The sequence below is a fragment of the Streptomyces sp. NPDC059994 genome (genome assembly GCF_042737755.1).
Taxonomy (GTDB): Bacteria; Actinomycetota; Actinomycetes; order Streptomycetales; family Streptomycetaceae; genus Streptomyces.
This window is the reverse complement of sequence record NZ_JBHWUR010000104.1, coordinates 1-21,341: the sequence shown is the minus strand read 5'-3', so window position 1 is coordinate 21,341 and position 21,341 is coordinate 1. Positions and strand designations below refer to the sequence as shown.

The following is a 21,341-nucleotide window of genomic DNA, read 5'->3' as shown; positions in this document are numbered from 1 at the left end:
TCAGACCCCCTCTCCGTCGCCCCGGGTCTTCGCCCGGTAGCTCTCGCCCCAGTTCGCGGCGGGCGCCGGGGGCGGCCCGTGGCCGGTGTCCGAGTGCGCGTGGTACTCCACCGACCCCGCCGTCATCTGCATGAACGCCTCCTCCAGCGAGGCCTGCTGGCCGGAGAGCTCGTGCAGCACGATCTGGTACTGCGCGGCCAGCTCGCCGAGCCGCTCGATCCTGCCGTTCTCGATCTCCAGGGCGCCGTCGGCGGCCTGGGTCACGGGGACCCCGGCCCGCGCCAGCACATCGAGCAGGTGTTCCCATTGCGGTGAGCGCAGCCGTACGAAACTCCGTGAATTCTGCCGAATGAAATCCGCCATCGATGTATCGGCGAGCAGTCGGCCCTGGCCGATGACGATCAAATGATCCGCCGTCAGCGCCATTTCGCTCATCAGGTGAGACGAGACGAAGATCGTTCTGCCCTCCGCCGCGAGGGCTTTCATGAGATTGCGGATCCAGTGAATTCCCTCGGGGTCCAGACCATTGACGGGTTCGTCGAACATCAGGATCTCGGGGTCGCCGAGCAGCGCGGAGGCGATTCCGAGGCGCTGGCCCATGCCGAGCGAGAACCCCTTCGACTTCTTCTTCGCCACGGCCGTCAGACCGACCGTGTCCAGCACCTCCGCGACCCGGCGCCGAGGGATCCGGTTCGACTGCGCCAGGCACAGCAGGTTGTTGTAGGCGCTGCGGCCGCCGTGCATCGACTTGGCGTCGAGCAGCGCGCCGATGTACTTCAGCGGCTCGTCGAGGTCGCGGTAGTGCCGGCCGTCGATGTGCACGGTGCCGCTGGTCGGGTTGTCGAGATCGAGCATCATGCGCATGGTGGTGGACTTGCCGGCGCCGTTGGGGCCCAGGAAGCCGGTCACCACACCTGGTCTGACCTGGAACGACAGGTCGTCGACCGCGGTCTTGGAGCCGAAGCGCTTGGTGAGACCGGCTAGCTCGATCATGCCGCCACGCTAAAGGCGGACAAAGCCCCCCGCCACCGGAGTGGCGAGGGGCTCTCGACCGTACGAACGCAGCCCACGGGGGAGGAGCTGCGGCACCAACGGGACTAGCGGGACTGCTGCGCCGGGACGCCGCGCGAGACGGGCTCGTCGTCGACCGGGGAGCCGGCCGCCGCGACCGCCGCACCCGTGAGGGTCGCCAGCATCTCGCGGACGTTGGTCAGCTGCGCGTTGATCGAGTCGCGGCGGTTGGTGAGCGCCGCCAGCTCGCGCTCGGATTCCGAACGGATGCGGTCGGCCTTGGCGTTGGCGTCCGCCACGATGTCCTCGGCCTGGCGCTGGGCCGTCTCGACCGTCTGACGGGCCCGGCGCTCCGCGTCCGTACGCAGCTTCTCGGCCTCCAGGCGCAGCTGCTCGGCGCGGTGCTCGATCTCGGCGAGACGCTTCTCCGCCTTGGCCTGACGCGACGCCAGGTCGCGCTCGGACTGCTCGCGGCGCTTGGCGAGGTTCGTCTCGAAGTCCGCGGCGGCCTGGGCGGCCTTGGCGCGGGTCTCCTCGAAGAGGGCGTCCGCCTCCTCGCGCTTGGACTGCGCGTCCTTCTGCGCCTCGGAGCGCAGCGTGGAGGCGTCACCCTTCGCCTTCTCGACGATCCGGACGCCCTCGTCCTCCGCCTTCGACTTGCGCTCGGCGGCGAACGATTCAGCGTCGTTGCGCACCTGCTGGGCCGCCGACTCGGCCAGCTCGCGGTGCTGTTCGGCAGCGCGGCGGGCCTCCTCGCGCAGGTCCTTCGCCTCTTCCTCGGCGAGACGCAGGATCTTCTCGACCCGCGCGCCGAGGCCCGCGTACGACGGCTCCGCGTCGCTCACCTGGGCCTGGGCGTTCTGCGTTTCGAGGTGCAGTTCCTCGATGCGCTTTTCCAGAGAAGTGATCCGTGCCAGAGCGCTGTCACGGTCGGCGACGAGCTTGGTAATGCGGTCGTCCACCTGACCGCGGTCGTAACCACGCCGCACGAGCTCGAAGCCGAAGGGGGAGGAAGTGTCGCTCATGGGGTTCCTGTCGAATGAGACCGGTGAGGTGATAGGGGAATCCTAGGGGCCCAGGCGGCGTGTCATCGAGCGTATGCCCGTTTGATCTGGAGAATGTCCAGCCTTTTGAGTGGCTACCCCTCCGAAGACTTGCCACTCGAACGGGTTCCACCGGCCGCCGCACCCGCCTTGGCCGCCTCCTTGCCGCCGGAGGACGGTGTCTCGAAAGATTCCAACGCCTCAAGTACGTCCTGGACACGGGAGATCTCGGCGTTGATGTCCGCACGGCGCCGGACCAGCACGTCCAGCTCGTGCTTGCCCTCGTCGACCGTGCGCCGGGCCTCCGCCGCCGCGTCGTCGCGCAGCTTCGTCGCCTCGCGGATCAGCTCGGCCTTCTTGGCCTCCGCCTCCTTGAGCAGCGCCTCGGCCTTCTTCACGGCTGCGATGCGCACCTTGCTCGCCTCGGAGCTGGCGTCCGAAAGAAGCTGTTTGGCCTTCGCCTGGGCTTGCGTCGTCTGCTCGGTGGCGGCCGTGACCAGCTTGTCGACGCGCTCGCCCGCCGTCTTCATCTGCTCGGCGCTCTCCCGCCGGGCCCGCTCGTGCAGTTCCTCGATCTCCGACTCGGTCCGCGCGCGCACCTCCTCGGTGCGCTCCCTGATGGCCGTCGCGTCCGCGCGCGCCCCGGCCAGCAGCTCGTCCGCGTCCGTACGGGACTTCTCCACCAGGGAGTTGCCCTCCACGGTCGCCTCGGCGACGATCCGCTCGGCCTCCTTGCGGGCCGCGCCGACCATCGTGTCGGCCTGCTCCTCGGCCAGTGTGGCCGCGAGCAGCGCCTCCTCCTGGGCCTTGGCGATGAGCTGGTCCGCCTGCTCGGCCGCGTCCGAACGGCGCTTGGCCGCCGCCGTACGCGCCTCGTCGAGCAGCCGGTCGGACTCCTCGCGGGCCTCGGTGCGGATCTTCTCCGCGGCCTCCTCGGTCCGGGCGCGGCTCTTCTCGGCCTCCGCGCGGATCCGCTCGGCGGCCCGCTGGGCGGAGCCCACGGTCTCGGCGGCCTCGGCGCGCAGCCGCTCCGCCTCCCCGTTCGCCTCGGTGAGCACCCGCTCGGCCTCGCTGCTCGCCTCGGCGATGAGGTTGTCCGCCTGCCCGGCCGCGTCCGCACGGCGCTTGTCGGCGGCCTGGCGGGCCTCGTCGAGCAGCCGCTCCGCCTCCGTACGCGCCTCGGCGAGCGTCTGTTCGGCCTGCTCGCGCGCCTCGTTGACCTTCTGCTCGGCCTCGGCGGCCGCGGCCGCCAGGGTCGAACCGGCGTCGGCGCGCGCCTCGGTGGTGACCAGCTCCGCGTATGTGTCGGCGTCGGACGTGGTGCGCTCGGCGTGGGCGGTGGCCTCCGCGAGCAGCCGGTCGTGCTCCGACTGGCCCTCGTCGCGCAACTGCTGAGCCTCCGCCACCAGACGCTCGGCCGTGGCCGTCGACTCGGCGGCGAGCCGCTCGGCCTCCTTGGTCGCCTCGGTGACCAGACGGTCGGCCTGGCTCGCGGCGTCGTTCCGGATGCGGTTGGCGTCCTCGCGGGCGTCCGCCCGGGTGCGCGAGGCGTCCTGCTCGGACGAGGCCAGCGCGTCGGAGGCCTCGGTGCGCATCCGCTGCGCGTACTCCGACGCGTCCGAACGCGCCTTGTCCGCCTCGGCGATGGCGTCCGCGACGGTCCGCTCGGCCAGCTCCCTGGCGGCCTCCGCCTCCTCCCGCGCCCGGGTGCGGACGCGCTGGGCGTCCTCCGCGGCGCGCTCGCGCTCGGCGTGCGCGTCGGCGCGGAGCCGGTCCGCCTCCTCCTGCGCCTCCGTCTTCGTACGCTCCGCCACGTGCTCGGCCGTCGAGCGCAGCCCGGCGATCTCCTGCTCGGCCTCCTCGCGCAGCCCCGACACCGAGTCCCGCACCTGCTGGGCGGTCTGCTCGGCGGCCGCCACCAGCTCGGTGGCGCGCCGGTCGGCCTCCTCGCCGAGCCGCTGCGCCTCGGCCTGCGCCTCCTCCACCCGCTTACGGGCGGAGGCCAGCAGCTCCTCGCTCTGCTCGCGGGCCTGCGCCCGCTCCGAACCGGCCTCGGTACGCGCCGAGTCCAGCGTCTCCTCCGCCTCGCGGCGCCGGCGCGCGGCCTCCTCCTGGGCGGCGGCGAGTGCCTCCGCGGCCTCGGCGCCCACCCGCTCGGCGGCGGCCGCGGCCTCCGCGCGCATCCGGTCGGCGGTCTCCTGCGCCTCGGACTTGAGGCGCTCGGCCTCCGCGGCCGCCTCGGACCGCAGCCGTACGGCCGCGCCCTCCGCCTCGGCGCGGGCGGTCGAGGAGTCGGCGGCCGCCTCGGTGCGCAGCCGCTCGGCCTCCTGCTCGGCCTGCGCCTGGAGCGTACGGACGCGCTCGGCGGCCTCCGCACGGAGCCGCTCGGTCTCCTCGGCGGCCTCGCGCCGGATCCGCTCGCTCTCGCCGCGCGCCTCGGTCAGCGCCTGCTCGGCGGAGACGTGCCGCTGCTCGGCCTCGGTGTGCAGCCGCGTCAACTCGTCGGCGGCGTCCGCCTGGCGGGCGGCGACGGCCCGCTCGGTCTCCGCACGCAGCTTGGCGGAAGCCTGCTCGGCGGCCGTCCTGACGGCCTCGGCCTGCTCCTCGGCCTCCGCGCGCAGCCGCTCGGCCTCGGCCCGGGTGCGCTCCAGGGTCTCCTCGGCCTGCTTGCGCAGCGTCGTCGCGCGCTCCATGGCCTCGCCGCGGACCCGCTCCGACTCCGCCCCGGCGGAGGTGCGCAGCTCCTCCGCGTCGGCCTTCGCCTTGGTCAGCAGCTCCTCGGCGGTCCTGGCCGCCTCCTCGATCTGCTGGACGCCCTCGCGGCGGGCCTCGCCGCGGATGCGCTCGCCCTCGGCGACCGCCTCGGCCCGCAGCTGCTCGGCCTCGCCGCGCAGCCTGCGCGCCTCCTCCTGCAGCTCGACCGTCTTGGCCCGGTACTCCTTGGTGTCGTCCTTGGCCGCGCCCTTGAGCTGGTCGGCCCGCTCCTCGGCCTGCGAACGCAGCCGGTCCGCCTCGGCGTCGGCCTCACGGCGGATGCGCTCGGCCTCCGCCGCCGCCTTGCGGGTGGTCTCCTGGGCGTCCGCGGACGCCTTGGTGAGCACCTCCTCGGCGGCCCGGGCGGCCTTGGCGAGCTGGGCGGCGGTGTCCTCGGCCGCGCTGGTACGGGCCTTCTCGGCGGCCTCGGAGACCAGCCCCTCGGCCTTGGCGCGCGCGTCGGCGAGCGCCTGCTCGGCCTCCGACTTGAGCGCCTCGGAGTCCTTGGTCGCCTCGGCGACGAGCCGGGCGATCTCGGTCTTGGCGGTACGGGTGCGCTGCTCGTTGGCGGACTCGGCGCCCGCGAGCTGCTTGGCCGCCGACTCCTTCGCCTCGGCCAGCACCTTCTCGGCCTCGGCGCGCGCCTCGCGCAGCGCCGACTCGGCCTCCTGCATCCGCTGCTCGGCGGCCCGGCTCAGCTCGGCCGCCTGCTGGCGCGCCTGGTCGGACTCGGCGGTGGTGGACGAGCGCAGCTGCTCGGCGTGGGAGGTGGCCTCCTGGGCCTGGTTGGAGGCGGCGTTGAGGAGCCGCTCGGCGTCCTTGCGGGCGCGCAGCAGGATCGCTTCGGCTTCCGTACGGGCCGACTCGGCCTCGGAGCCGAGCCGTTGCCTGGCCTCCTCGGCGATCCGGGCGGCCTCCGCGCGGGCGGCGGCCAGCGCCGCCTCGCTCTCGGCACGCGACTCTTCGAGCAGGCGCCGGGCCTGCGCCTCGGTCCGCGCCCGCAGCTGCTCCGCCCACGCCACGTTCTCGTTGACGTGCGACTCGACGGTCGCACGCCGCTCGGCCAGCTCCTGGTCGAGCCGCTGGCGGCGGGTGACCGCCTCCGTGTGCAGCTCGGCCTGGAGCCGGGCCTGGTGCTCGGCGTGTTCCTGGAGGATGCGCTGGGTCTGGGCACGGGCGTCGCGCAGCTCGCGCTCGGCGTCCGTGCGCAGCTGCTCGGCCTGCATCTGCGCGTTGCGCAGCAGCTGTTCGGCCTGGTAGCCGATGTCCGCGGCATCGTAGGCAGGGCGCATCGCGAGGTTGCGGCGCGCCTCGTGCAGCTTGGCGCGCAGCACCTCGACCTGGTAACCGAGGTCCTCGGCGTGCTGGACGGCCTTCTCCCGCTCGGTCTTCAGCCGGTCCATCTCGGCCTCGAACCGCGAGAGGTGGTCGTCAGGCCGGTGGCTGTCCTGGCGTTCGTAGCCCCGCACTGCGCGGTCCCATCCGTCCCCTGGTCGCGAACACTGCCCGTACGAGCACCGTCCGACGACGGACGGGCCCCCGGTGAATGGTGTCAGATCGACAAGGGGGCGTGGGTCCCAGGCCCCGACCCGACCCCGGCCCGGAACCGCCCACTGTACCGGCCCCGGAATGCCGGGGTCAGTGCTCTCCTGCCGAGGTGACCAGTTCGGTCAGTACACCGTGGCAGTCCTTGGGGTGCAGGAACGTGATGCGGGACCCCATCGAGCCGGTGCGCGGCTCGTCGTAGAGGACCCGGACGCCCTTGCCGCGGATGGCCTCGGCGTCCCCGTCGACGTCGGCGGTGCCGAAGGCGATGTGGTGGACGCCCTCACCGTTCTTGGCCAGCCATTTCCCGACCGCGGAGTCCTCCCGGGTGGGCTCCAGGAGCTGGAGGTAGGAGGCGCCGCCGTCGGAAGTACCGTTGATCTTGAGCATGGCCTCCCGAACGCCCTGCTCCTCGTTGATCTCGGAGTGGAACACCTCGAATCCGTACGTAGCACGATAGAACTCGACGGTCTTGTCGAGGTCGAAACAGGCGATCCCGATGTGGTCGATGCGCGTCAGCATGGGACCAGTGCAGCGCCCCGGAGGTGGTTACGCAACGTGCGCGCGATCACACCGGCTGGCCGGTGACGCCGCCGCGTACCGCTCAGTACATTCAAAGTAAACCCTCGTTCACTCCTCATCCCTAGGGGCCGTGCCTCATGTCTGGAACGACCGGTACCACCTCAGTGATCGTCGCGGGCGCCCGCACGCCCATGGGCCGACTGCTCGGCTCCCTCAAGTCCTTCTCGGGCGCCGACCTCGGCGGCGTCGCCATCAAGGCCGCGCTCGACCGGGCCGGCATCGGCGGCGACCAGGTCCAGTACGTGATCATGGGCCAGGTGCTCCAGGCCGGTGCGGGCCAGATCCCGGCCCGCCAGGCGGCCGTCAAGGCCGGCATCCCGATGAGCGTCCCGGCGCTCACGATCAACAAGGTCTGTCTCTCGGGCCTCGACGCCATCGCGCTCGCCGACCAGCTGATCCGCGCCGGCGAGTTCGACGTGGTGGTGGCCGGCGGCCAGGAGTCGATGACCAACGCGCCGCACCTGCTGCCGAAGTCGCGCGAGGGCTACAAGTACGGCGCGATCGAGATGCTCGACGCGATGGCGTACGACGGTCTGACCGACGCCTTCGAGAACATCGCCATGGGCGAGTCCACCGAGAAGCACAACACCCGTCTGGGCATCGAGCGCGCCCCGCAGGACGAGATCGCGGCGCTCTCCCACCAGCGCGCCGCCGCCGCCCAGAAGAACGGGCTGTTCGAGGCCGAGATCACCCCGGTCGAGATCCCGCAGCGCAAGGGCGAGCCGGTGATCTTCGCCAAGGACGAGGGCATCCGCGCGGAGACCACCGCCGAGTCCCTCGGCAAGCTGCGCCCGGCCTTCGCCAAGGACGGCACGATCACGGCCGGTACCTCCTCGCAGATCTCGGACGGCGCGGCCGCGGTCGTGGTCATGTCCAAGGCGAAGGCCGAGGAGCTGGGCCTGGAGTGGATCGCGGAGATCGGCGCCCACGGCAATGTGGCGGGCCCCGACAACTCCCTCCAGTCGCAGCCGTCCAACGCCATCAAGCACGCCCTGGGCAAGGAGGGCATCGGCGTCGAGGACCTCGACCTCATCGAGATCAACGAGGCGTTCGCGGCGGTCGCGGTCCAGTCAATGAAGGACCTCGGCGTCTCCCCGGAAAAGGTGAACGTCAACGGTGGCGCGATCGCCCTGGGCCACCCCATCGGGATGTCGGGCGCGCGCGTGGTGCTCCACCTGGCGCTGGAGCTCAAGCGCCGCGGCGGCGGTACGGGTGCGGCGGCGCTGTGCGGCGGCGGCGGCCAGGGCGACGCCCTGATCATCAAGGTCCCGGGCAAGTAGGCACCGCTCCCGCTGTACGTACGCACTGATCCCCGAACCGAACGGAGCGGCAATGGTGGACGTCCCCGAACTGGTGGCACAGGCGAGAGAGGGCCGGCCGCGCGCCGTGGCCCGGCTGATCTCGCTGGTCGAGGGGGCGTCCCCGCAACTGCGCGAGGTGATGGCGCAGTTGGCTCCGCTGACCGGCGGGGCGTACGTGGTGGGCCTCACGGGCTCGCCGGGTGTCGGCAAGTCGACATCGACGTCGGCGCTGGTCACGGCGTACCGGCGGGCGGGGAAGCGGGTCGGGGTCCTCGCGGTCGATCCCTCCTCGCCGTTCTCCGGCGGCGCCCTGCTCGGCGACCGGGTCCGTATGTCGGACCATGCCTCCGACCCCGGCGTCTACATCCGCTCGATGGCCACCCGGGGGCACCTGGGCGGCCTCGCCTGGTCGGCCCCGCAGGCGATCCGCGTCCTGGACGCGGCGGGCTGCGAGGTGATCCTCGTGGAGACGGTCGGCGTCGGCCAGTCGGAGGTCGAGATCGCCTCCCAGGCGGACACGTCGGTGGTCCTGCTCGCCCCCGGCATGGGCGACGGCATCCAGGCGGCGAAGGCGGGAATCCTGGAGATCGGCGACGTATACGTCGTCAACAAGGCCGACCGCGACGGCGCGGACGCGACCGCGCGCGAGCTCAACCACATGCTGGGGCTTGGCGAGGCGCGCGGTGCGGGCGACTGGCGCCCGCCCATCGTCAAGACGGTGGCGGCCCGGTCCGAGGGCATCGACGAACTCGTGGAGGCGCTGGAGAAGCACCACGCGTGGATGGCGGAGCGGGGGGTGCTGGGGGAGCGGCGCCTGGCCCGCGCGGCGCGAGAGGTCGAGACGATCGCGGTCACGGCCCTGCGCGAACGCATCGGCGACCTCCACGGCGACCGCCGCCTGGACGCGCTGGCGTCCCGCATCATCGCCGGCGAGCTGGACCCGTACGCGGCGGCGGACGAGCTGGTGGCGGGACTCACGGGCGAGTAGTCGGCCCCACCCCGCCCCTTCACCTAAACCCTCCGGGGGTGGGTGGCTGGTTGAGGTGGTTTCCCGGGGGCTGCGCCCCCGGACTCCCTTTGCGGGGCCCCCGGACTCCCTTTGCGGGGCCTGCGGCCCCTGCACCCCGCTTTCGGGGCTCCGGCCCCGGACCCCGGCCCGGCACCGGGCGTGGGTGGGCTGCGGGGCTCCGCCCCGGACCCCGCTCCTCAAACGCCGGAGGGACTGATTTTGCCGGGGCCCGCTCGTTTCACGCTGGAGGGCCTGAATTTGCCCGGCGCCGCTCCTTGCACGCCGGAGGGGCGGGAGGTGCCTTTAGGGGCGCGGGGAACTGCGCGACCAGCCACACACAGCCCGCAGGCGAACGGGGGCGGGGCGGAGCCCCCTAAGCGGGGTGCCGGGGCCGCAGGCCCCGCAGAGCGGGTGCAGGGGCGCAGTCCCGCCCAGGGGTCCGGGGGCGCAGCCCCCGGGAAACCCACCTCCACCCGCCCCCGGAGGGTTTAGGTGAAGGGGCGGGGTGGGGCAACCCTCAGAGCTTGCCGCGGTGGCCGCGCAAGTGCTCCGCCACCGGCGTCAAAGACGCCCGCAGCTCCGACAGCGCCTCACTCGACAGCAAGTCGATGAAGTGCTTGCGCACCGACGCCACATGGTGCGGCGCCACCTTCCCCATCGTCTCCACCCCCGCGTCGGTCAACACCGCGAACAGCCCCCGCCGGTCGGACTCGCAGTTCTCCCGGCGGACCAGACCCGCGTTCTCCATCCGCGTGATCTGGTGCGAAAGGCGGCTCTTGGACTGAAGGGTCGCGGCGGCGAGGTCGCTCATGCGCAGCCGCTGCCCCTCGGCCTCCGAGAGGTTGACCAGGATCTCGTAGTCGTTGTTGGTCAGGCCGAACGGCTGCAGGTCCTTTTCCATCTGGTGCGTCAGCATCCTGTTGACGTCCAGATAGGTACGCCAGGCGCACTGCTCGCTATCGGTCAGCCAGTTGGTGGCCGTCTCGGTCTCCATATGTGGATTCTACCTAAGAAGTTGAATTCTGAACGAAGCCTGGGAATGTGACGCCCCGCACGCACCGGCACAAGGGCGCGTCAGCAACCCAGCCCAGGTCGTGGTCAGCGCCTGGCAAGGGTGCACGCGTTCGACGTCACACTCCGCAGACTACCGCTCACAGGCCGAAGCGACGCTGGAGGTCTCCGAGCTGGCCGGGAAGACGCGGTACCGAACCCGCCGCCCCGCCCGCCCCGGCCGGCACCCCGCCGCCCGGAACGCCCGGCTCCGCGGGCACTTGCCCCGTCATCGGCTCGGCCATCAGCACCTCGGTGGACTGGAGCAGCACCGTACCCGCGCCCACGAACTCGAACTGGTGCTCCTCGCCCGACGTCCCCCCGAGCCCCGTCAGTGACCGGATTCCGCCCAGTACGCCCGTCATATAGCCGTGATCGTAGTGGTGGCAGGGCGACGGACAGTCCGCCCAGCCCACCAGCGCCTGCGGGGCCACCCGGATCGGCGGCTCCATGAACACCACCGGTCCGTTGGACGCCGCGACGAACTTCCCGGTTCCGATCAGCGTCAGGAAACCCGGCACGATCGACTGCTTGAGCGCCAGCGTCGGCTGGTAGGCCAGCAGGTTCCCGGCCCGGATGGTGAGGTTGCCGTCCTCCAGGTCGTACGAGTTGACGTCGAAGGCCCGGTCCGCGAGCAGCATCTTGCCGGAGCCGTCCGCGACCACCCAGTCGCTCGCGTGCAGCGGCGAGTGGAAGCTGGTGCGCAGCAGCCGGTCGAGGCGGCCGTGGCCGATGCCGTTGAACTCGATGCGCCCGTAGTAGGCGATCATCTTGCCCTTCTGCAGGAACCACTGGCTCGATTTGAGCTCCACGCAGAAGGTGTATTTGTTGACGTTGTCGTCCGCCGGCAGCGAGTGCGGGTCGAAGATCACCGGGCCGCTCACAGCTTCTCCTCCGAGGCCTGGACGTACACCGCGCCGCTGCCCGACAGTTCGAGCTGGAAGGCCTCTCCCGAGCCCCGGCCCACCATGTCGCGCCAGCCCAGTGCCGTGGACAGCTTGTTGCGTACGTCGCCGTGGTGGGCCACGTACGCCTGCGGGTCGACATGGACGGGGCGCTGCGGGGTGATCGGCAGCTCGATCACGCCGCCGTGCGCCATCACGGCGACCGCGCCATGGCCCTTGAGCGTCGTGGTGAACAGGCCCTGACCCGTCACCTGGCCCCGGACCATGCCCATGACGCCGCCCTGCGAGCCCATGAACATCGTGCCCTGCTGGAGGGTGCCGTCGAAGGCGAGCAGCCGGTCCGCCTCCACGCACAGGGTGTCCCCGGCGAGGTTGATGACCTGGATGTGGTGGCCGCCGTGGCCGAACATCACCGTGCCGCTGCCCTCCACGGTCATCAGCGGCGTCGCCTCGTTGGCCACCCGCCGGCCGATCATCGACATCAGGCCGCCCTGGCCGCCCTGCATGTTGGGCGTGAACGACACCTCACCCTTGTACGCGAGCATCGCGCCGCGCTGGCTGAACATCTTCTGGCCGGGCGCCAACGTGGCCTCGACCATCTTGGAGTTGATCTCGCGGAAGGGCATCAGACGTCCCCTCCGATCGTGTTGCGCTCGCTGGGCTGCACGTACACCAGTCCCTCGCCCTCGAAGCGGATCTGGAACGCCTCCCCCGAGCCCTCGCCGAGCAGGGTGCGGAAGGTCACCCCGGACTGGAAGTGCTGCTGGAGGTTGCCCTGGTGGGCGATGTACGCGCCGGGGTCGACCGCCAGCGGGTACTGCGCGGAGACCCGCAGCACCACGGCGGGGCCGTCCGAGACGATCGCCGCCTGGCCGTGGCCCTCGACCGTGGTCGTGAACAGGCCGTTGCCCTGAGTCGCGCCGCGCAGCCCGGTGAAGGTGGTGCCGGTGCGCAGCCCCGCGTCGGTGGCGAGCAGATTGCTCGCCTCGACCCAGAGCTTGTCGCCCTGGAGCGAGACCAGGTTGATCTCGGAGGCGCGGTCGGCGAAGTAGCAGGTGCCGTTGCCCTTCACCTCCATCACGGTCATGGATTCGCCGGTGAGGCGGCGGGTCACCATGCCGCGGATGCCCTCACCGCCGCCGGACATCTTCTTGAAGGCCATCTGGCCGTCGTAGGCGACCATCGAGCCGTTCTTCGCCTTGACGGCGTCCCCGGTCATGTCGACGGCCAGCACTTTGCTGCCTTGGAGTCGGAACGTTGCCACGCGCTGACGTTAGCGGCCCCGCCCCCGCCCGGCCAGGCCCTTGGGTGCCGGGCACCGGCCCGCGGGGACCCCCGCCAAGATCCCGGCGCCGCCGATGTCACAATGGAGACGTTTGTGCTTGCGTTCACAAGCAACACCCTCCGACCCTCCCACCGAAGGTGCCCCCGTGGACATCAAGACCGCATCCGCCCTCCACCGCCTCCGGCTGGTCTCGGCCCCGGAAGCCGTCTCTTTCCTGCTGCTGCTCGTGTGCTCGGTGCTGAAGCGGACGACCGACGTCAACGCCGTCCCGGTGATGGGCGCGATCCACGGCATCCTCTTCATCCTGTACGTGATCTTCTGGGCCGACGCCTGGAACAAGGCGAAGTGGCCGGTGAGGACCGCCGCCCTGTACTTCGTCCTGTCCGTGCTGCCGTTCGGCGGCTTCGTGGCCGAGCGCAAGCTCAAGCGCCAGGCCGAGGACGCCCTGATCGCCGCCCGCGCCCGCAAGGAAGGCGTGGTCGGAGCGTGATCGTCGCCTTCTCGGTCACCCCGCTCGGCGTCGGCGAGGACGTGGGGGAGTACGTCGCCGACGCCGTCCGTGTCGTACGCGAGTCCGGGCTGCCGAACCGGACCGACGCCATGTTCACCTCGATCGAGGGGGAGTGGGACGAGGTGATGGACGTCGTCAAGCGCGCCGTCGCCGCCGTCGAGGCCCGCGCCCCGCGCGTCTCGCTCGTCCTGAAGGCGGACGTCCGTCCGGGCGTCACCGACGGGCTCACCTCCAAGGTGGAGACGGTGGAGCGCCACCTCTCCGCCTGAGCTCCGAGCCGCTGTTCGAGCCCCCGGCCGCCCCGTGCGGCACCGGGGGCTCTTCCGTGCCGCGACCCGGCGCAAACCGCTCGAACAAGAACCGCTCACTCGGAGTACTCCAGTCGACACGTCGAAGAATCTCCACTTCTGTGGGGATATCTACCTGACTCGATCAGCTGGAGGGCACAGTGCGGTCGAAGAGTCCGTCGGAGCAGTACGACTACGAGACCCACAGCCGGCTCGCCGGACCGCTCACGGAACCGGACCGGTCGGCCTACCGGGTGCGGTACCGAAGTCTCCTCTCCGCCGAACCCCGCCGAATACGCGCCGTGCTCCTGATGACGCTGGCACCCGTGCTCACCGCGGTCCTGCTGGTCTACCTGGTCTGGCCGACCCACTGGGTGGAGCGCGAGGGCGGGGACGAGTGGCTCGTCGGGCTGGACATCGCGATGCTCGTGGCGATCGGCCTGATCGAGCTCTTCATGGTCGCCAACGTCGTCTCGATCGCGCACGCCACCATGGTCGCCAGGGACCCCATACCGGTGTACCCCGAACCCGGCACCCGGGTCGCCTTCCTCACCACCTGGGTGCCCGGCAAGGAGCCCATGGCCATGGTCCGGGCCACCCTGGAGGGCGCCGTCCGCCTCCATCACCCGGGCCCCCTCGACGTCTGGCTCCTGGACGAGGGCGACGACGAACGGGCCAAGGCGCTCTGCCAGGAGCTGGGGGTGCGCCACTTCACCCGCAGCGGCGTCCCCGAGTGGAACCGCAAGAAGGGCCCGCACAAGGCCCGTACCAAGCACGGCAACTACAACGCCTGGCTCGCCATGCACGGCGAGGGCTACGACTTCTTCGCCTCCGTCGACACCGACCACGTGCCGCTCCCCGACTTCCTGGAGCGGATGATGGGCTACTTCCGCGACCCCGACGTCGCGTTCGTGGTCGGCCCCCAGGTCTACGGGAACTACGACTCGCCCGTCACCAAGGCCGCCGAGTCCCAGCAGTTCCTCTTCCACGCGCTGATCCAGCGGGCCGGCAACCGCTACCGCGCCCCGATGTTCGTCGGCACCAACAACATCGTCCGGATCACCGCCCTGCGCCAGGTCGGCGGGCTCTACGACTCGATCACCGAGGACATGGCCACCGGCTTCGAGCTGCACCGCCGCAAGAACCCCGGGACCGGCCACTTCTGGAGGTCCGTCTACACCCCGGACGTGCTCGCCGTCGGCGAGGGCCCGGAGTCCTGGACCGACTTCTTCACCCAGCAGATGCGCTGGTCGCGGGGTACGTACGAGACGCTGCTCAAGCAGTACTGGAAGGCGCTGTTCCGGGTCCCGCCCGGGCGGCTCCTCTCGTACACCCTGATGCTCGTCTACTACCCGATGACCGCCGTCAACTGGCTGCTCGGCATCGTCAGCTGCGTCCTGTTCCTCTGGTTCGGCGCCTCCGGCACCCAGGTCTCCGCCTCCGTCTGGCTGATGCTCTACAGCGACGCGGCCGCCCTCCAGATCGGGCTCTACCTCTGGAACCGCCGCCACAACGTCTCACCCCACGAACCCCAGGGCTCCGGCGGGCTCGCCGGCATGGGGATGTCCGCGCTCTCCGCGCCCATCTACCTCAAGTCGCTCGGCTCGGCGGTGCTGCGCACCCGCGGCCGGTTCGTCGTCACCCCCAAGGGCGGGGAGGCCAGCCCCGACCGGCTGTGGACCTTCCGCATCCACCTCTTCTGGGCCGCGGTGCTCGTCGTGTCGCTGGGCGCCTCGGTCCACTACGGCCACACCCATGCGGCGATGCGGACCTGGGCCGTCCTGGCCCTCGCCATCGCGCTGGCCCCCGTCGCCGTCTGGTCCTGGACCGCCCGGCGCGAGCGCGCGGCCACCAGGAGGCGGGCCCTGGCGCGGTCTCCAGAGCCCGAGGGGGCGGAGGGCGCCCTCGCCGCCGCGCCGGCCGCCACGACGACCGGAGGGAACTGAGCCATGGCCTACCGGCCCTCCCCGCGCACCAAGAAGACGCTCCTCGGCGCCGGCGCGGTCGTACTGCTCGCCGGTCTCAACGCCCCGGCCGCGCTCACCTTCGCCGAGGAGCAGTACCACGCGTACCAGATCCGCCAACCCGACTACATGCGCAGGTACGGCGCCTGGGACACCGTCGACATCCCTGCGAGGTACCGCACCAACGCGATCCACGCGGCCCTGCTGCACACCGGCAAGGTCCTGATCATCGCCGGGTCCGGCAACAAGCAGGAGAAGTTCGACGCCGGCTCCTTCGACACCGTGCTGTGGAACCCGAAGGGCAACACCTTCAAGAAGGTCCCCACCCCCGAGGACTTCTTCTGCTCCGGCCACGCCCAGCTCCCCGACGGCCGCCTCCTGGTGGCGGGCGGCACCGCGCGCTACGAGGTCCTGGACGCCCAGGTGAAGCGGGCCGGCGGCGGGATGCGGGTCAAGAACGAGAACCCGGACAAGCCCGTCACCATCAAGAAGGGCACCAGGTTCCGCTCCCCTGCGGGCGTCGAGTACGTCTCCAGGTTCGACGTCACCGTGCCCCGGGCCAAACGTGAGTTCGTGGTCGGCCACTACGCGACCGGCCAGATGAAACCGTGGAAGACCAAGGTCACCGCGGCCGAGGCCCGCGTCTTCGTGGAGGCCGCCGCCGAGGGCCCCGAGTTCGTGGCCACCGACCAGGCGCAGTACGAGATCGAGGGCCTCAAGGGCGACGACGCCGACAACACGTACGGCCTCGCCGAGAAGATCACCATGGACAAGCAGGACTTCCAGGGCATCCGGGCGGCCTACGAGTTCGACCCGAAGGCGGAGAAGTACATACCGGTGGCCCCGATGCAGGAGGCCCGCTGGTACCCGACGCTCACCACCCTCCAGGACGGCAAGGTCCTCGCCGTCTCCGGGCTCGACGACGTGGGCACGATCCTCGCGGGCGAGAACGAGATCTACGACCCCAGGACGAAGAAGTGGGCCAAGGGGCCCTTCCGGTACTTCCCCACGTACCCCTCGCTCTTCCTCACCAAGAGCGGCAAGCTCTTCTACTCCGGCGCCAACGCGGGCTACGGGCCCGCCGACAAGGGCCGCGAGCCGGGCCTGTGGGACATCGCCACCAACACCTTCACCAAGATCAACGGCCTGGGCGACGGCGACCAGCTCGAAACGGCCAGCTCGCTGCTGCTCCCGCCCGCCCAGGACCAGAGGTTCATGCTCCTGGGCGGCGGCGGGGTCGGCGAGTCCGAGAAGTCCACGCCCCGCACCGCGCTGATCGACCTCAAGCAGGACAGCCCCGCCTTCAGGACCGGACCCACGCTCCCGCAGGGCACCCGCTACCTCAACAGCGTGATCCTGCCCGACGACTCCGTCTTCACCAGCGGCGGCTCCGAGGACTACCGGGGCCGCGGCTCCAGCAACATCCTCAAGGCCCAGTTCTACGACCCCGCCGCCAACGCCTTCCGCGAGGCCGCCGACCCCACGGTCGGGCGCAACTACCACTCGGAGGCGCTGCTGCTGCCCGACGGCCGGGTCGCCACCTTCGGCTCCGACTCGCTCTTCGGCGACAAGGACAACACCAAGCTCGGCAAGTTCGAGCAGCGCATGGAGATCTACACCCCGCCCTACCTCTACCGGGACAAGGACAAGCGTCCCGCCCTCGGCGACGGCCCGCAGGCGGTCGGCCAGGACCGCCGCGCCACCTTCCCCGCCGCCCACCCCGAGCGGATCGCCAAGGCCCGGCTGATGCGGCCGAGCGCGGTCACCCACACCACGGACGTCGAGCAGCGCTCGATCGACGTGCGCCTGACCAAGGACAGGAACTCGGTGACGGTCGAGGTGCCGCGCGACAAGGCCCTCGTCCCGCCCGGCTGGTACATGCTCTTCGTCACGGACGCGGAGGGCACGCCGTCCGAGGCGAAGTGGCTGTTGACCGACTAGCGCCTCTTGTGACCGACTGGCGCCTCTTGTGCCTCCAGTGCTTCACGCCGTCGAGCGGCGGGCCAGGCCCAGGGCGTATTCCGGCCACCAGGCGCCCGCCGCGGGCCCGCCCCGGCAGGTCCCGTCCGAGTCGCCGGGCCGCTTGATCCACAGATACGCGTCGAGCCGGCGGTCCCCGGTGCTGGTGGTCGGCGGTGTGCCGAGGGCCCGGCCGGGCGGGTTGCACCAGGCCTGGCCGGGGTCGTCGGGCAGCGGCCCGGCCCCGTTGCGGCTGGTGTCGATCACGAAGTGCTTGCCGCCGAGCCCCTGCGAGATCTTGGTGCCGTACGCCCGTACGGCGTCGTCGGTCTGGAAGTTGGAGACGTTCAGCGCGAACCCGTCCGCCCGGGCGACCCCGGCGCGGGCCAGCGGCTCGACCAGCTTGGCTGGGTCGGGGATCCACGCCGGGTTGCCCGCGTCCAGGTAGACCTTGGTGTTCGGCAGCTTCTTGAAGTGGTCGACCGCCTCGTTGAGCAGCTGGTAGCGCTCGTCCCAGTGCTCGGGCGTGGTGCAGCCGTCGACCATGTGGGCCACCGCGTCCGGCTCCAGGACCACGATCGCCTTGGCGTCCCCGATCGCCTCGGCGAACATGCCGAACCAGGCGCGGTACGCGGCCGTGTCCGCCGCGCCGCCCGCCGAGAGCCCGCCGCAGTCGCGGTGCGGGATGTTGTACGCCACGAGCAGGATCGTGCGCTGGTCCTTGGCGGCGCCCGCCACGGCCTTGCGGATCCCGGGCCCCGGGTTGTCCCACGCGGGCCAGTCCGCCGTCGGCCGGTCCGCGATCCGCCGCAGCGCCTCGGCGTCGGCGGTACGCCCCTGCGCCTCCCAGATCTTGATCTGCTTGGCGGCGCTGCTGTCCGGGTCGACCCAGAAGGGCCCGCCGGGCGCCGGTTCGGCGCCCTCGCCCGTGGAGTGACGCCGGCCGGCGGTCGAGGCGGCGCCGGGATCCGGGTCGGGGGAGCCCGAGCAGCCGACCGCCACGGTGAGCAGGGCGGCGGCGAGCAGGACGCGGTGCCGGACGGTTCCGTGCCGGGACATGCGGCTCCCTGGGGTCACAGGGTGTACACAGGACGCCAACAATCGTGACATATCGGTCACTCTCCGCAGTGGAGCGCCACGGGCCGGGGTGGATGCAGCTGTGCGGGCCGAAGTGTGAGACGGGGCTGACCGGCATGTGAGCAGTCGGTAAGGTCAATGCGTGCCGAAGCCGCTCAGCCTCCCGTTCGACCCCATCGCCCGCGCCGACGAACTCTGGCAGCAGCGCTGGGGGCCGGTCCCCTCCATGGGGGCGATCACCTCGATCATGCGCGCGCACCAGATCCTGCTCGCCGAGGTCGACGCGGTCGTCAAGCCGTACGGGCTGACCTTCGCGCGGTACGAGGCGCTGGTGCTGCTCACCTTCTCCAAGGCGGGTGAGCTGCCGATGTCCAAGATCGGCGAGCGGCTGATGGTCCACCCCACCTCGGTGACGAACACCGTGGACCGACTGGTGCGCTCGGGGCTCGTCGACAAGCGCCCCAACCCCAATGACGGGCGGGGCACGCTGGCGTCCATCACGGACAAGGGCCGCGAGGTCGTCGAGAACGCGACGCGGGACCTTATGGAGATGGACTTCGGGCTGGGCACCTACGACGCGGAGGAGTGCGGGGAGATCTTCGCGCTGCTGCGGCCGCTTCGGGTGGCCGCGGGTGATTTCGAGGGCGCTTGAGAGCTCGGCGCGCGGTGTGACCGGTCGGCTGCGGGTTGTCGTGGGCTGGTCGCGCAGTTCCCCGCGCCCCTGGGAGGGCCCTCCGGGCCCATTTGAGGGGCGCGGGGCTGTGACACTGTGCGGCTCCGCCGCGTGGGCGCGACCAGCCCCCACCGGCCCGCAGGAGGGCAACGCGAGATCGCGTCTGCGCGGCCGTTAGTCTCGTAGGTATGAAAAAGAGCGTGTTGACCCGCTACCGGATCATGGCTTACGTCACCGGCGTCCTCCTCGTCCTGCTCACCCTCGGCGTGATCGCCAAGTATCTGCTGGACATGGACGGCGCGGCCGACTTCACCAAGATCGTGGGCATCGCGCACGGCTGGCTGTACGTCCTGTACCTCGTCTGCGCCTTCGACCTCGGCTCCAAGGCGAAGTGGCCGGTCGGCAAGCAGCTCTGGGTGCTCCTCGCCGGCACTATTCCCACCGCTGCTTTCTTCGTCGAGCGCAAGGTCTCCCGCGAGGTCGAGGCCCTGGTCACGGACCCGGAGCCGGCCGCGGCCCAGGCGTAACCCCACCGCCCACGGAGAACCGTGGGCGGCTGGCCATCGACATTTACTAGGACGTCCTAGTAAATTCGGGGGTATGGACGCTGACGCCATCGAGGAAGGCCGCCGACGCTGGCAGGCCCGTTACGACAAGGCCCGCAAGCGGGACGCGGACTTCACCACGCTCTCCGGGGACCCGGTGGACCCGGTCTACGGGCCCCGCCCCGGCGACACCTACGAGGGCTTCGAGCGGATCGGATGGCCCGGCGAGTACCCGTACACCCGAGGTCTCCACGCGACCGGCTACCGGGGCCGGACCTGGACCATCCGCCAGTTCGCCGGGTTCGGCAACGCCGAGCAGACCAACGAGCGCTACAAGATGATCCTCGCGGCGGGCGGCGGCGGCCTCTCCGTCGCCTTCGACATGCCGACCCTGATGGGCCGCGACTCCGACGACCCGCGCGCGCTGGGCGAAGTCGGCCACTGCGGTGTCGCCATCGACTCGGCCGCCGACATGGAGGTCCTGTTCCAGGACATCCCGCTCGGTGACGTCACGACGTCGATGACGATCAGCGGTCCCGCCGTGCCGGTGTTCTGCATGTACCTGGTCGCCGCCGAGCGGCAGGGCGTCGACCCGGGCATCCTCAACGGCACGCTCCAGACCGACATCTTCAAGGAGTACATCGCGCAGAAGGAGTGGCTCTTCCAGCCCGAGCCGCACCTGCGCCTCATCGGCGACCTGATGGAGCACTGCGCGGCCGGTATTCCCGCCTACAAGCCGCTGTCCGTCTCCGGCTACCACATCCGCGAGGCCGGGGCGACGGCCGCGCAGGAGCTGGCGTACACCCTGGCCGACGGCTTCGGGTACGTGGAGCTGGGTCTCTCGCGCGGCCTGGACGTGGATGTCTTCGCGCCCGGCCTGTCCTTCTTCTTCGACGCGCACCTCGACTTCTTCGAGGAGATCGCCAAGTTCCGCGCCGCGCGCCGGATCTGGGCCCGCTGGATGAAGGAGGTGTACGGGGCGAAGTCCGACAAGGCGCAGTGGCTGCGCTTCCACACCCAGACGGCCGGTGTCTCGCTGACCGCCCAGCAGCCGTACAACAACGTGGTGCGCACGGCCGTGGAGGCGCTCTCCGCGATCCTCGGCGGCACCAACTCGCTGCACACCAACGCCCTGGACGAGACGCTCGCCCTGCCCAGCGAGCAGGCGGCCGAGATCGCGCTGCGCACCCAGCAGGTGCTGATGGAGGAGACGGGTGTGGCCAACGTGGCCGACCCGCTCGGCGGCGCCTGGTACGTGGAGCAGCTCACCGACCGCATCGAGGCGGAGGCCGAGAAGATCTTCGACCAGATCAAGGAGCGCGGGACGCGGGCGCACCCCGACGGCAAGCACCCGATCGGCCCGATCACCTCCGGCATCCTGCGCGGTATCGAGGACGGCTGGTTCACCGGCGAGATCGCCGAGTCGGCGTTCGAGTACCAGCGGTCCCTGGAGAAGGGTGACAAGCGGGTCGTGGGCGTGAACGTCCACCACGGGTCTGTCACCGGTGACCTGGAGATCCTGCGGGTCAGCCATGAGGTGGAGCGGGAGCAGGTGCGGGTTCTTGCGGGGCGCAAGGCGGGGCGGGACGAGGCGGCCGTGCGGGCGGCTCTGGACGCGATGCTGGCCGCCGCGCGCGATGGCTCGAACATGATCGCGCCCATGCTGGACGCGGTGCGGGCCGAGGCCACGCTGGGTGAGATCTGTGGGGTGCTGCGTGATGAGTGGGGCATCTACGTGGAGCCGGCGGGGTTCTAGGTGCCGCCTTAGTGGGCCGTCTTTCGTCGTGCGGGCCGTCTGTGGCTGAGCGCGCAGTTCCCCGCGCCCCTAACTACCCAGGGG

At 71.1% G+C, this 21,341-nt stretch carries 18 protein-coding genes; 9 read left to right on the top strand and 9 right to left on the bottom strand.

Annotated elements, in window-relative coordinates; translation table 11 throughout:
* From ACFWA7_RS32915 to mce, 4 genes are all read right to left on the bottom strand, one after another.
* Window positions 1-993 carry an ABC transporter ATP-binding protein gene (locus ACFWA7_RS32915; RefSeq protein ID WP_385548660.1) on the bottom strand — a complete coding sequence of 331 codons (993 nt, stop codon included), beginning with the start codon at window positions 991-993 and terminating at the stop codon, window positions 1-3.
* 104 nt (window positions 994-1,097) lie between these two features.
* Entirely contained in the window at window positions 1,098-2,036 is a 939-nt protein-coding gene (locus ACFWA7_RS32910; protein ID WP_385548657.1) for a cellulose-binding protein, read from the bottom strand.
* A 113-nt stretch (window positions 2,037-2,149) separates the two neighbouring features.
* Window positions 2,150-6,277, bottom strand: coding sequence for a polarized growth protein Scy (gene scy / locus ACFWA7_RS32905; protein ID WP_385826732.1), 4,128 nt, complete (start codon window positions 6,275-6,277; stop codon window positions 2,150-2,152).
* 169 nt (window positions 6,278-6,446) lie between these two features.
* The gene (mce, locus tag ACFWA7_RS32900; protein WP_385548651.1) at window positions 6,447-6,875 is read right to left on the bottom strand and encodes a methylmalonyl-CoA epimerase; all 429 of its coding nucleotides are present in this window, start codon (window positions 6,873-6,875) and stop codon (window positions 6,447-6,449) included.
* Window positions 6,876-7,012: 137 nt separating this feature from the next.
* Here mce and ACFWA7_RS32895 point away from each other — a divergent pair, with 137 nt between their 5' ends.
* Together ACFWA7_RS32895 and meaB are read left to right on the top strand one after the other, a co-directional pair.
* Window positions 7,013-8,215: an acetyl-CoA C-acetyltransferase gene (locus ACFWA7_RS32895; protein ID WP_385548648.1), complete on the top strand. Its 1,203-nt coding sequence runs from the start codon at window positions 7,013-7,015 to the stop codon at window positions 8,213-8,215.
* A 52-nt stretch (window positions 8,216-8,267) separates the two neighbouring features.
* Window positions 8,268-9,224, top strand: a complete 957-nt coding sequence (gene meaB / locus ACFWA7_RS32890; RefSeq protein ID WP_385548645.1) for a methylmalonyl Co-A mutase-associated GTPase MeaB — start codon at window positions 8,268-8,270, stop codon at window positions 9,222-9,224.
* A gap of 538 nt (window positions 9,225-9,762) precedes the next feature.
* Here the strand turns inward: meaB and ACFWA7_RS32885 are convergent.
* From ACFWA7_RS32885 to ACFWA7_RS32870, 4 genes are all read right to left on the bottom strand, one after another.
* Window positions 9,763-10,239, bottom strand: a complete 477-nt coding sequence (locus tag ACFWA7_RS32885) for a MarR family winged helix-turn-helix transcriptional regulator (RefSeq protein WP_385549456.1) — start codon at window positions 10,237-10,239, stop codon at window positions 9,763-9,765.
* A gap of 157 nt (window positions 10,240-10,396) precedes the next feature.
* On the bottom strand, window positions 10,397-11,179 hold the full coding sequence (locus ACFWA7_RS32880) for an AIM24 family protein (RefSeq protein WP_385826730.1): 783 nt from the start codon (window positions 11,177-11,179) through the stop codon (window positions 10,397-10,399).
* Window positions 11,176-11,826 carry an AIM24 family protein gene (locus ACFWA7_RS32875; protein WP_385826728.1) on the bottom strand — a complete coding sequence of 217 codons (651 nt, stop codon included), beginning with the start codon at window positions 11,824-11,826 and terminating at the stop codon, window positions 11,176-11,178. The genes ACFWA7_RS32880 and ACFWA7_RS32875 overlap by 4 nt, the downstream gene beginning before the upstream one ends.
* Complete coding sequence (locus tag ACFWA7_RS32870) at window positions 11,826-12,464, bottom strand: AIM24 family protein (protein WP_101390180.1); 639 nt, start codon at window positions 12,462-12,464, stop codon at window positions 11,826-11,828. Before ACFWA7_RS32870 ends, ACFWA7_RS32875 begins: the two co-directional genes overlap by 1 nt.
* A 166-nt stretch (window positions 12,465-12,630) precedes the next feature.
* Between ACFWA7_RS32870 and ACFWA7_RS32865 the strand changes: the two genes are divergently transcribed.
* The 4 genes from ACFWA7_RS32865 to ACFWA7_RS32850 all read left to right on the top strand — a co-directional run bounded on the left by ACFWA7_RS32865 (window position 12,631) and on the right by ACFWA7_RS32850 (window position 17,188).
* Window positions 12,631-12,975 (top strand): DUF3817 domain-containing protein, encoded by a 345-nt coding sequence (locus tag ACFWA7_RS32865; protein ID WP_385549464.1) that lies wholly within the window; start codon window positions 12,631-12,633, stop codon window positions 12,973-12,975.
* Window positions 12,972-13,265 carry an MTH1187 family thiamine-binding protein gene (locus ACFWA7_RS32860; RefSeq protein ID WP_190090896.1) on the top strand — a complete coding sequence of 98 codons (294 nt, stop codon included), beginning with the start codon at window positions 12,972-12,974 and terminating at the stop codon, window positions 13,263-13,265. Before ACFWA7_RS32865 ends, ACFWA7_RS32860 begins: the two co-directional genes overlap by 4 nt.
* Window positions 13,266-13,432: 167 nt before the next feature.
* Window positions 13,433-15,229: a glycosyltransferase family 2 protein gene (locus tag ACFWA7_RS32855; protein ID WP_385549481.1), complete on the top strand. Its 1,797-nt coding sequence runs from the start codon at window positions 13,433-13,435 to the stop codon at window positions 15,227-15,229.
* Between the two features lie 3 nt (window positions 15,230-15,232).
* Window positions 15,233-17,188, top strand: coding sequence for a galactose oxidase-like domain-containing protein (locus tag ACFWA7_RS32850; protein WP_385549467.1), 1,956 nt, complete (start codon window positions 15,233-15,235; stop codon window positions 17,186-17,188).
* 42 nt (window positions 17,189-17,230) lie between these two features.
* Here the strand turns inward: ACFWA7_RS32850 and ACFWA7_RS32845 are convergent, their stop codons facing one another.
* Entirely contained in the window at window positions 17,231-18,265 is a 1,035-nt protein-coding gene (locus ACFWA7_RS32845) for a glycoside hydrolase family 6 protein (protein WP_385549470.1), read from the bottom strand.
* A gap of 160 nt (window positions 18,266-18,425) precedes the next feature.
* On the opposite strand from ACFWA7_RS32845, the gene ACFWA7_RS32840 reads away from it, so the two are divergent.
* The 3 genes from ACFWA7_RS32840 to ACFWA7_RS32830 all read left to right on the top strand — a co-directional run bounded on the left by ACFWA7_RS32840 (window position 18,426) and on the right by ACFWA7_RS32830 (window position 21,257).
* Window positions 18,426-18,935, top strand: a complete 510-nt coding sequence (locus ACFWA7_RS32840; RefSeq protein ID WP_385549473.1) for a MarR family winged helix-turn-helix transcriptional regulator — start codon at window positions 18,426-18,428, stop codon at window positions 18,933-18,935.
* A gap of 209 nt (window positions 18,936-19,144) precedes the next feature.
* On the top strand, window positions 19,145-19,483 hold the full coding sequence (locus ACFWA7_RS32835) for a DUF3817 domain-containing protein (RefSeq protein ID WP_385549475.1): 339 nt from the start codon (window positions 19,145-19,147) through the stop codon (window positions 19,481-19,483).
* A gap of 73 nt (window positions 19,484-19,556) precedes the next feature.
* Window positions 19,557-21,257 carry a methylmalonyl-CoA mutase gene (locus ACFWA7_RS32830; protein WP_385549478.1) on the top strand — a complete coding sequence of 567 codons (1,701 nt, stop codon included), beginning with the start codon at window positions 19,557-19,559 and terminating at the stop codon, window positions 21,255-21,257.
* The last annotated feature ends 84 nt before the right edge of the window (window positions 21,258-21,341 follow it).

Coding starts and splice junctions, on each gene's coding strand:
- ACFWA7_RS32915 (WP_385548660.1), bottom strand. CDS start 993: ATGATCGAGCTAGCCGGTCTCACCAAGCGCTTCGGCTCCAAGACCGCG.
- ACFWA7_RS32910 (WP_385548657.1), bottom strand. CDS start 2,036: ATGAGCGACACTTCCTCCCCCTTCGGCTTCGAGCTCGTGCGGCGTGGT.
- mce (WP_385548651.1), bottom strand. CDS start 6,875: ATGCTGACGCGCATCGACCACATCGGGATCGCCTGTTTCGACCTCGAC.
- ACFWA7_RS32895 (WP_385548648.1), top strand. CDS start 7,013: ATGTCTGGAACGACCGGTACCACCTCAGTGATCGTCGCGGGCGCCCGC.
- meaB (WP_385548645.1), top strand. CDS start 8,268: ATGGTGGACGTCCCCGAACTGGTGGCACAGGCGAGAGAGGGCCGGCCG.
- ACFWA7_RS32885 (WP_385549456.1), bottom strand. CDS start 10,239: ATGGAGACCGAGACGGCCACCAACTGGCTGACCGATAGCGAGCAGTGC.
- ACFWA7_RS32875 (WP_385826728.1), bottom strand. CDS start 11,826: ATGCCCTTCCGCGAGATCAACTCCAAGATGGTCGAGGCCACGTTGGCG.
- ACFWA7_RS32850 (WP_385549467.1), top strand. CDS start 15,233: ATGGCCTACCGGCCCTCCCCGCGCACCAAGAAGACGCTCCTCGGCGCC.
- ACFWA7_RS32845 (WP_385549470.1), bottom strand. CDS start 18,265: ATGTCCCGGCACGGAACCGTCCGGCACCGCGTCCTGCTCGCCGCCGCC.
- ACFWA7_RS32835 (WP_385549475.1), top strand. CDS start 19,145: ATGAAAAAGAGCGTGTTGACCCGCTACCGGATCATGGCTTACGTCACC.
- ACFWA7_RS32830 (WP_385549478.1), top strand. CDS start 19,557: ATGGACGCTGACGCCATCGAGGAAGGCCGCCGACGCTGGCAGGCCCGT.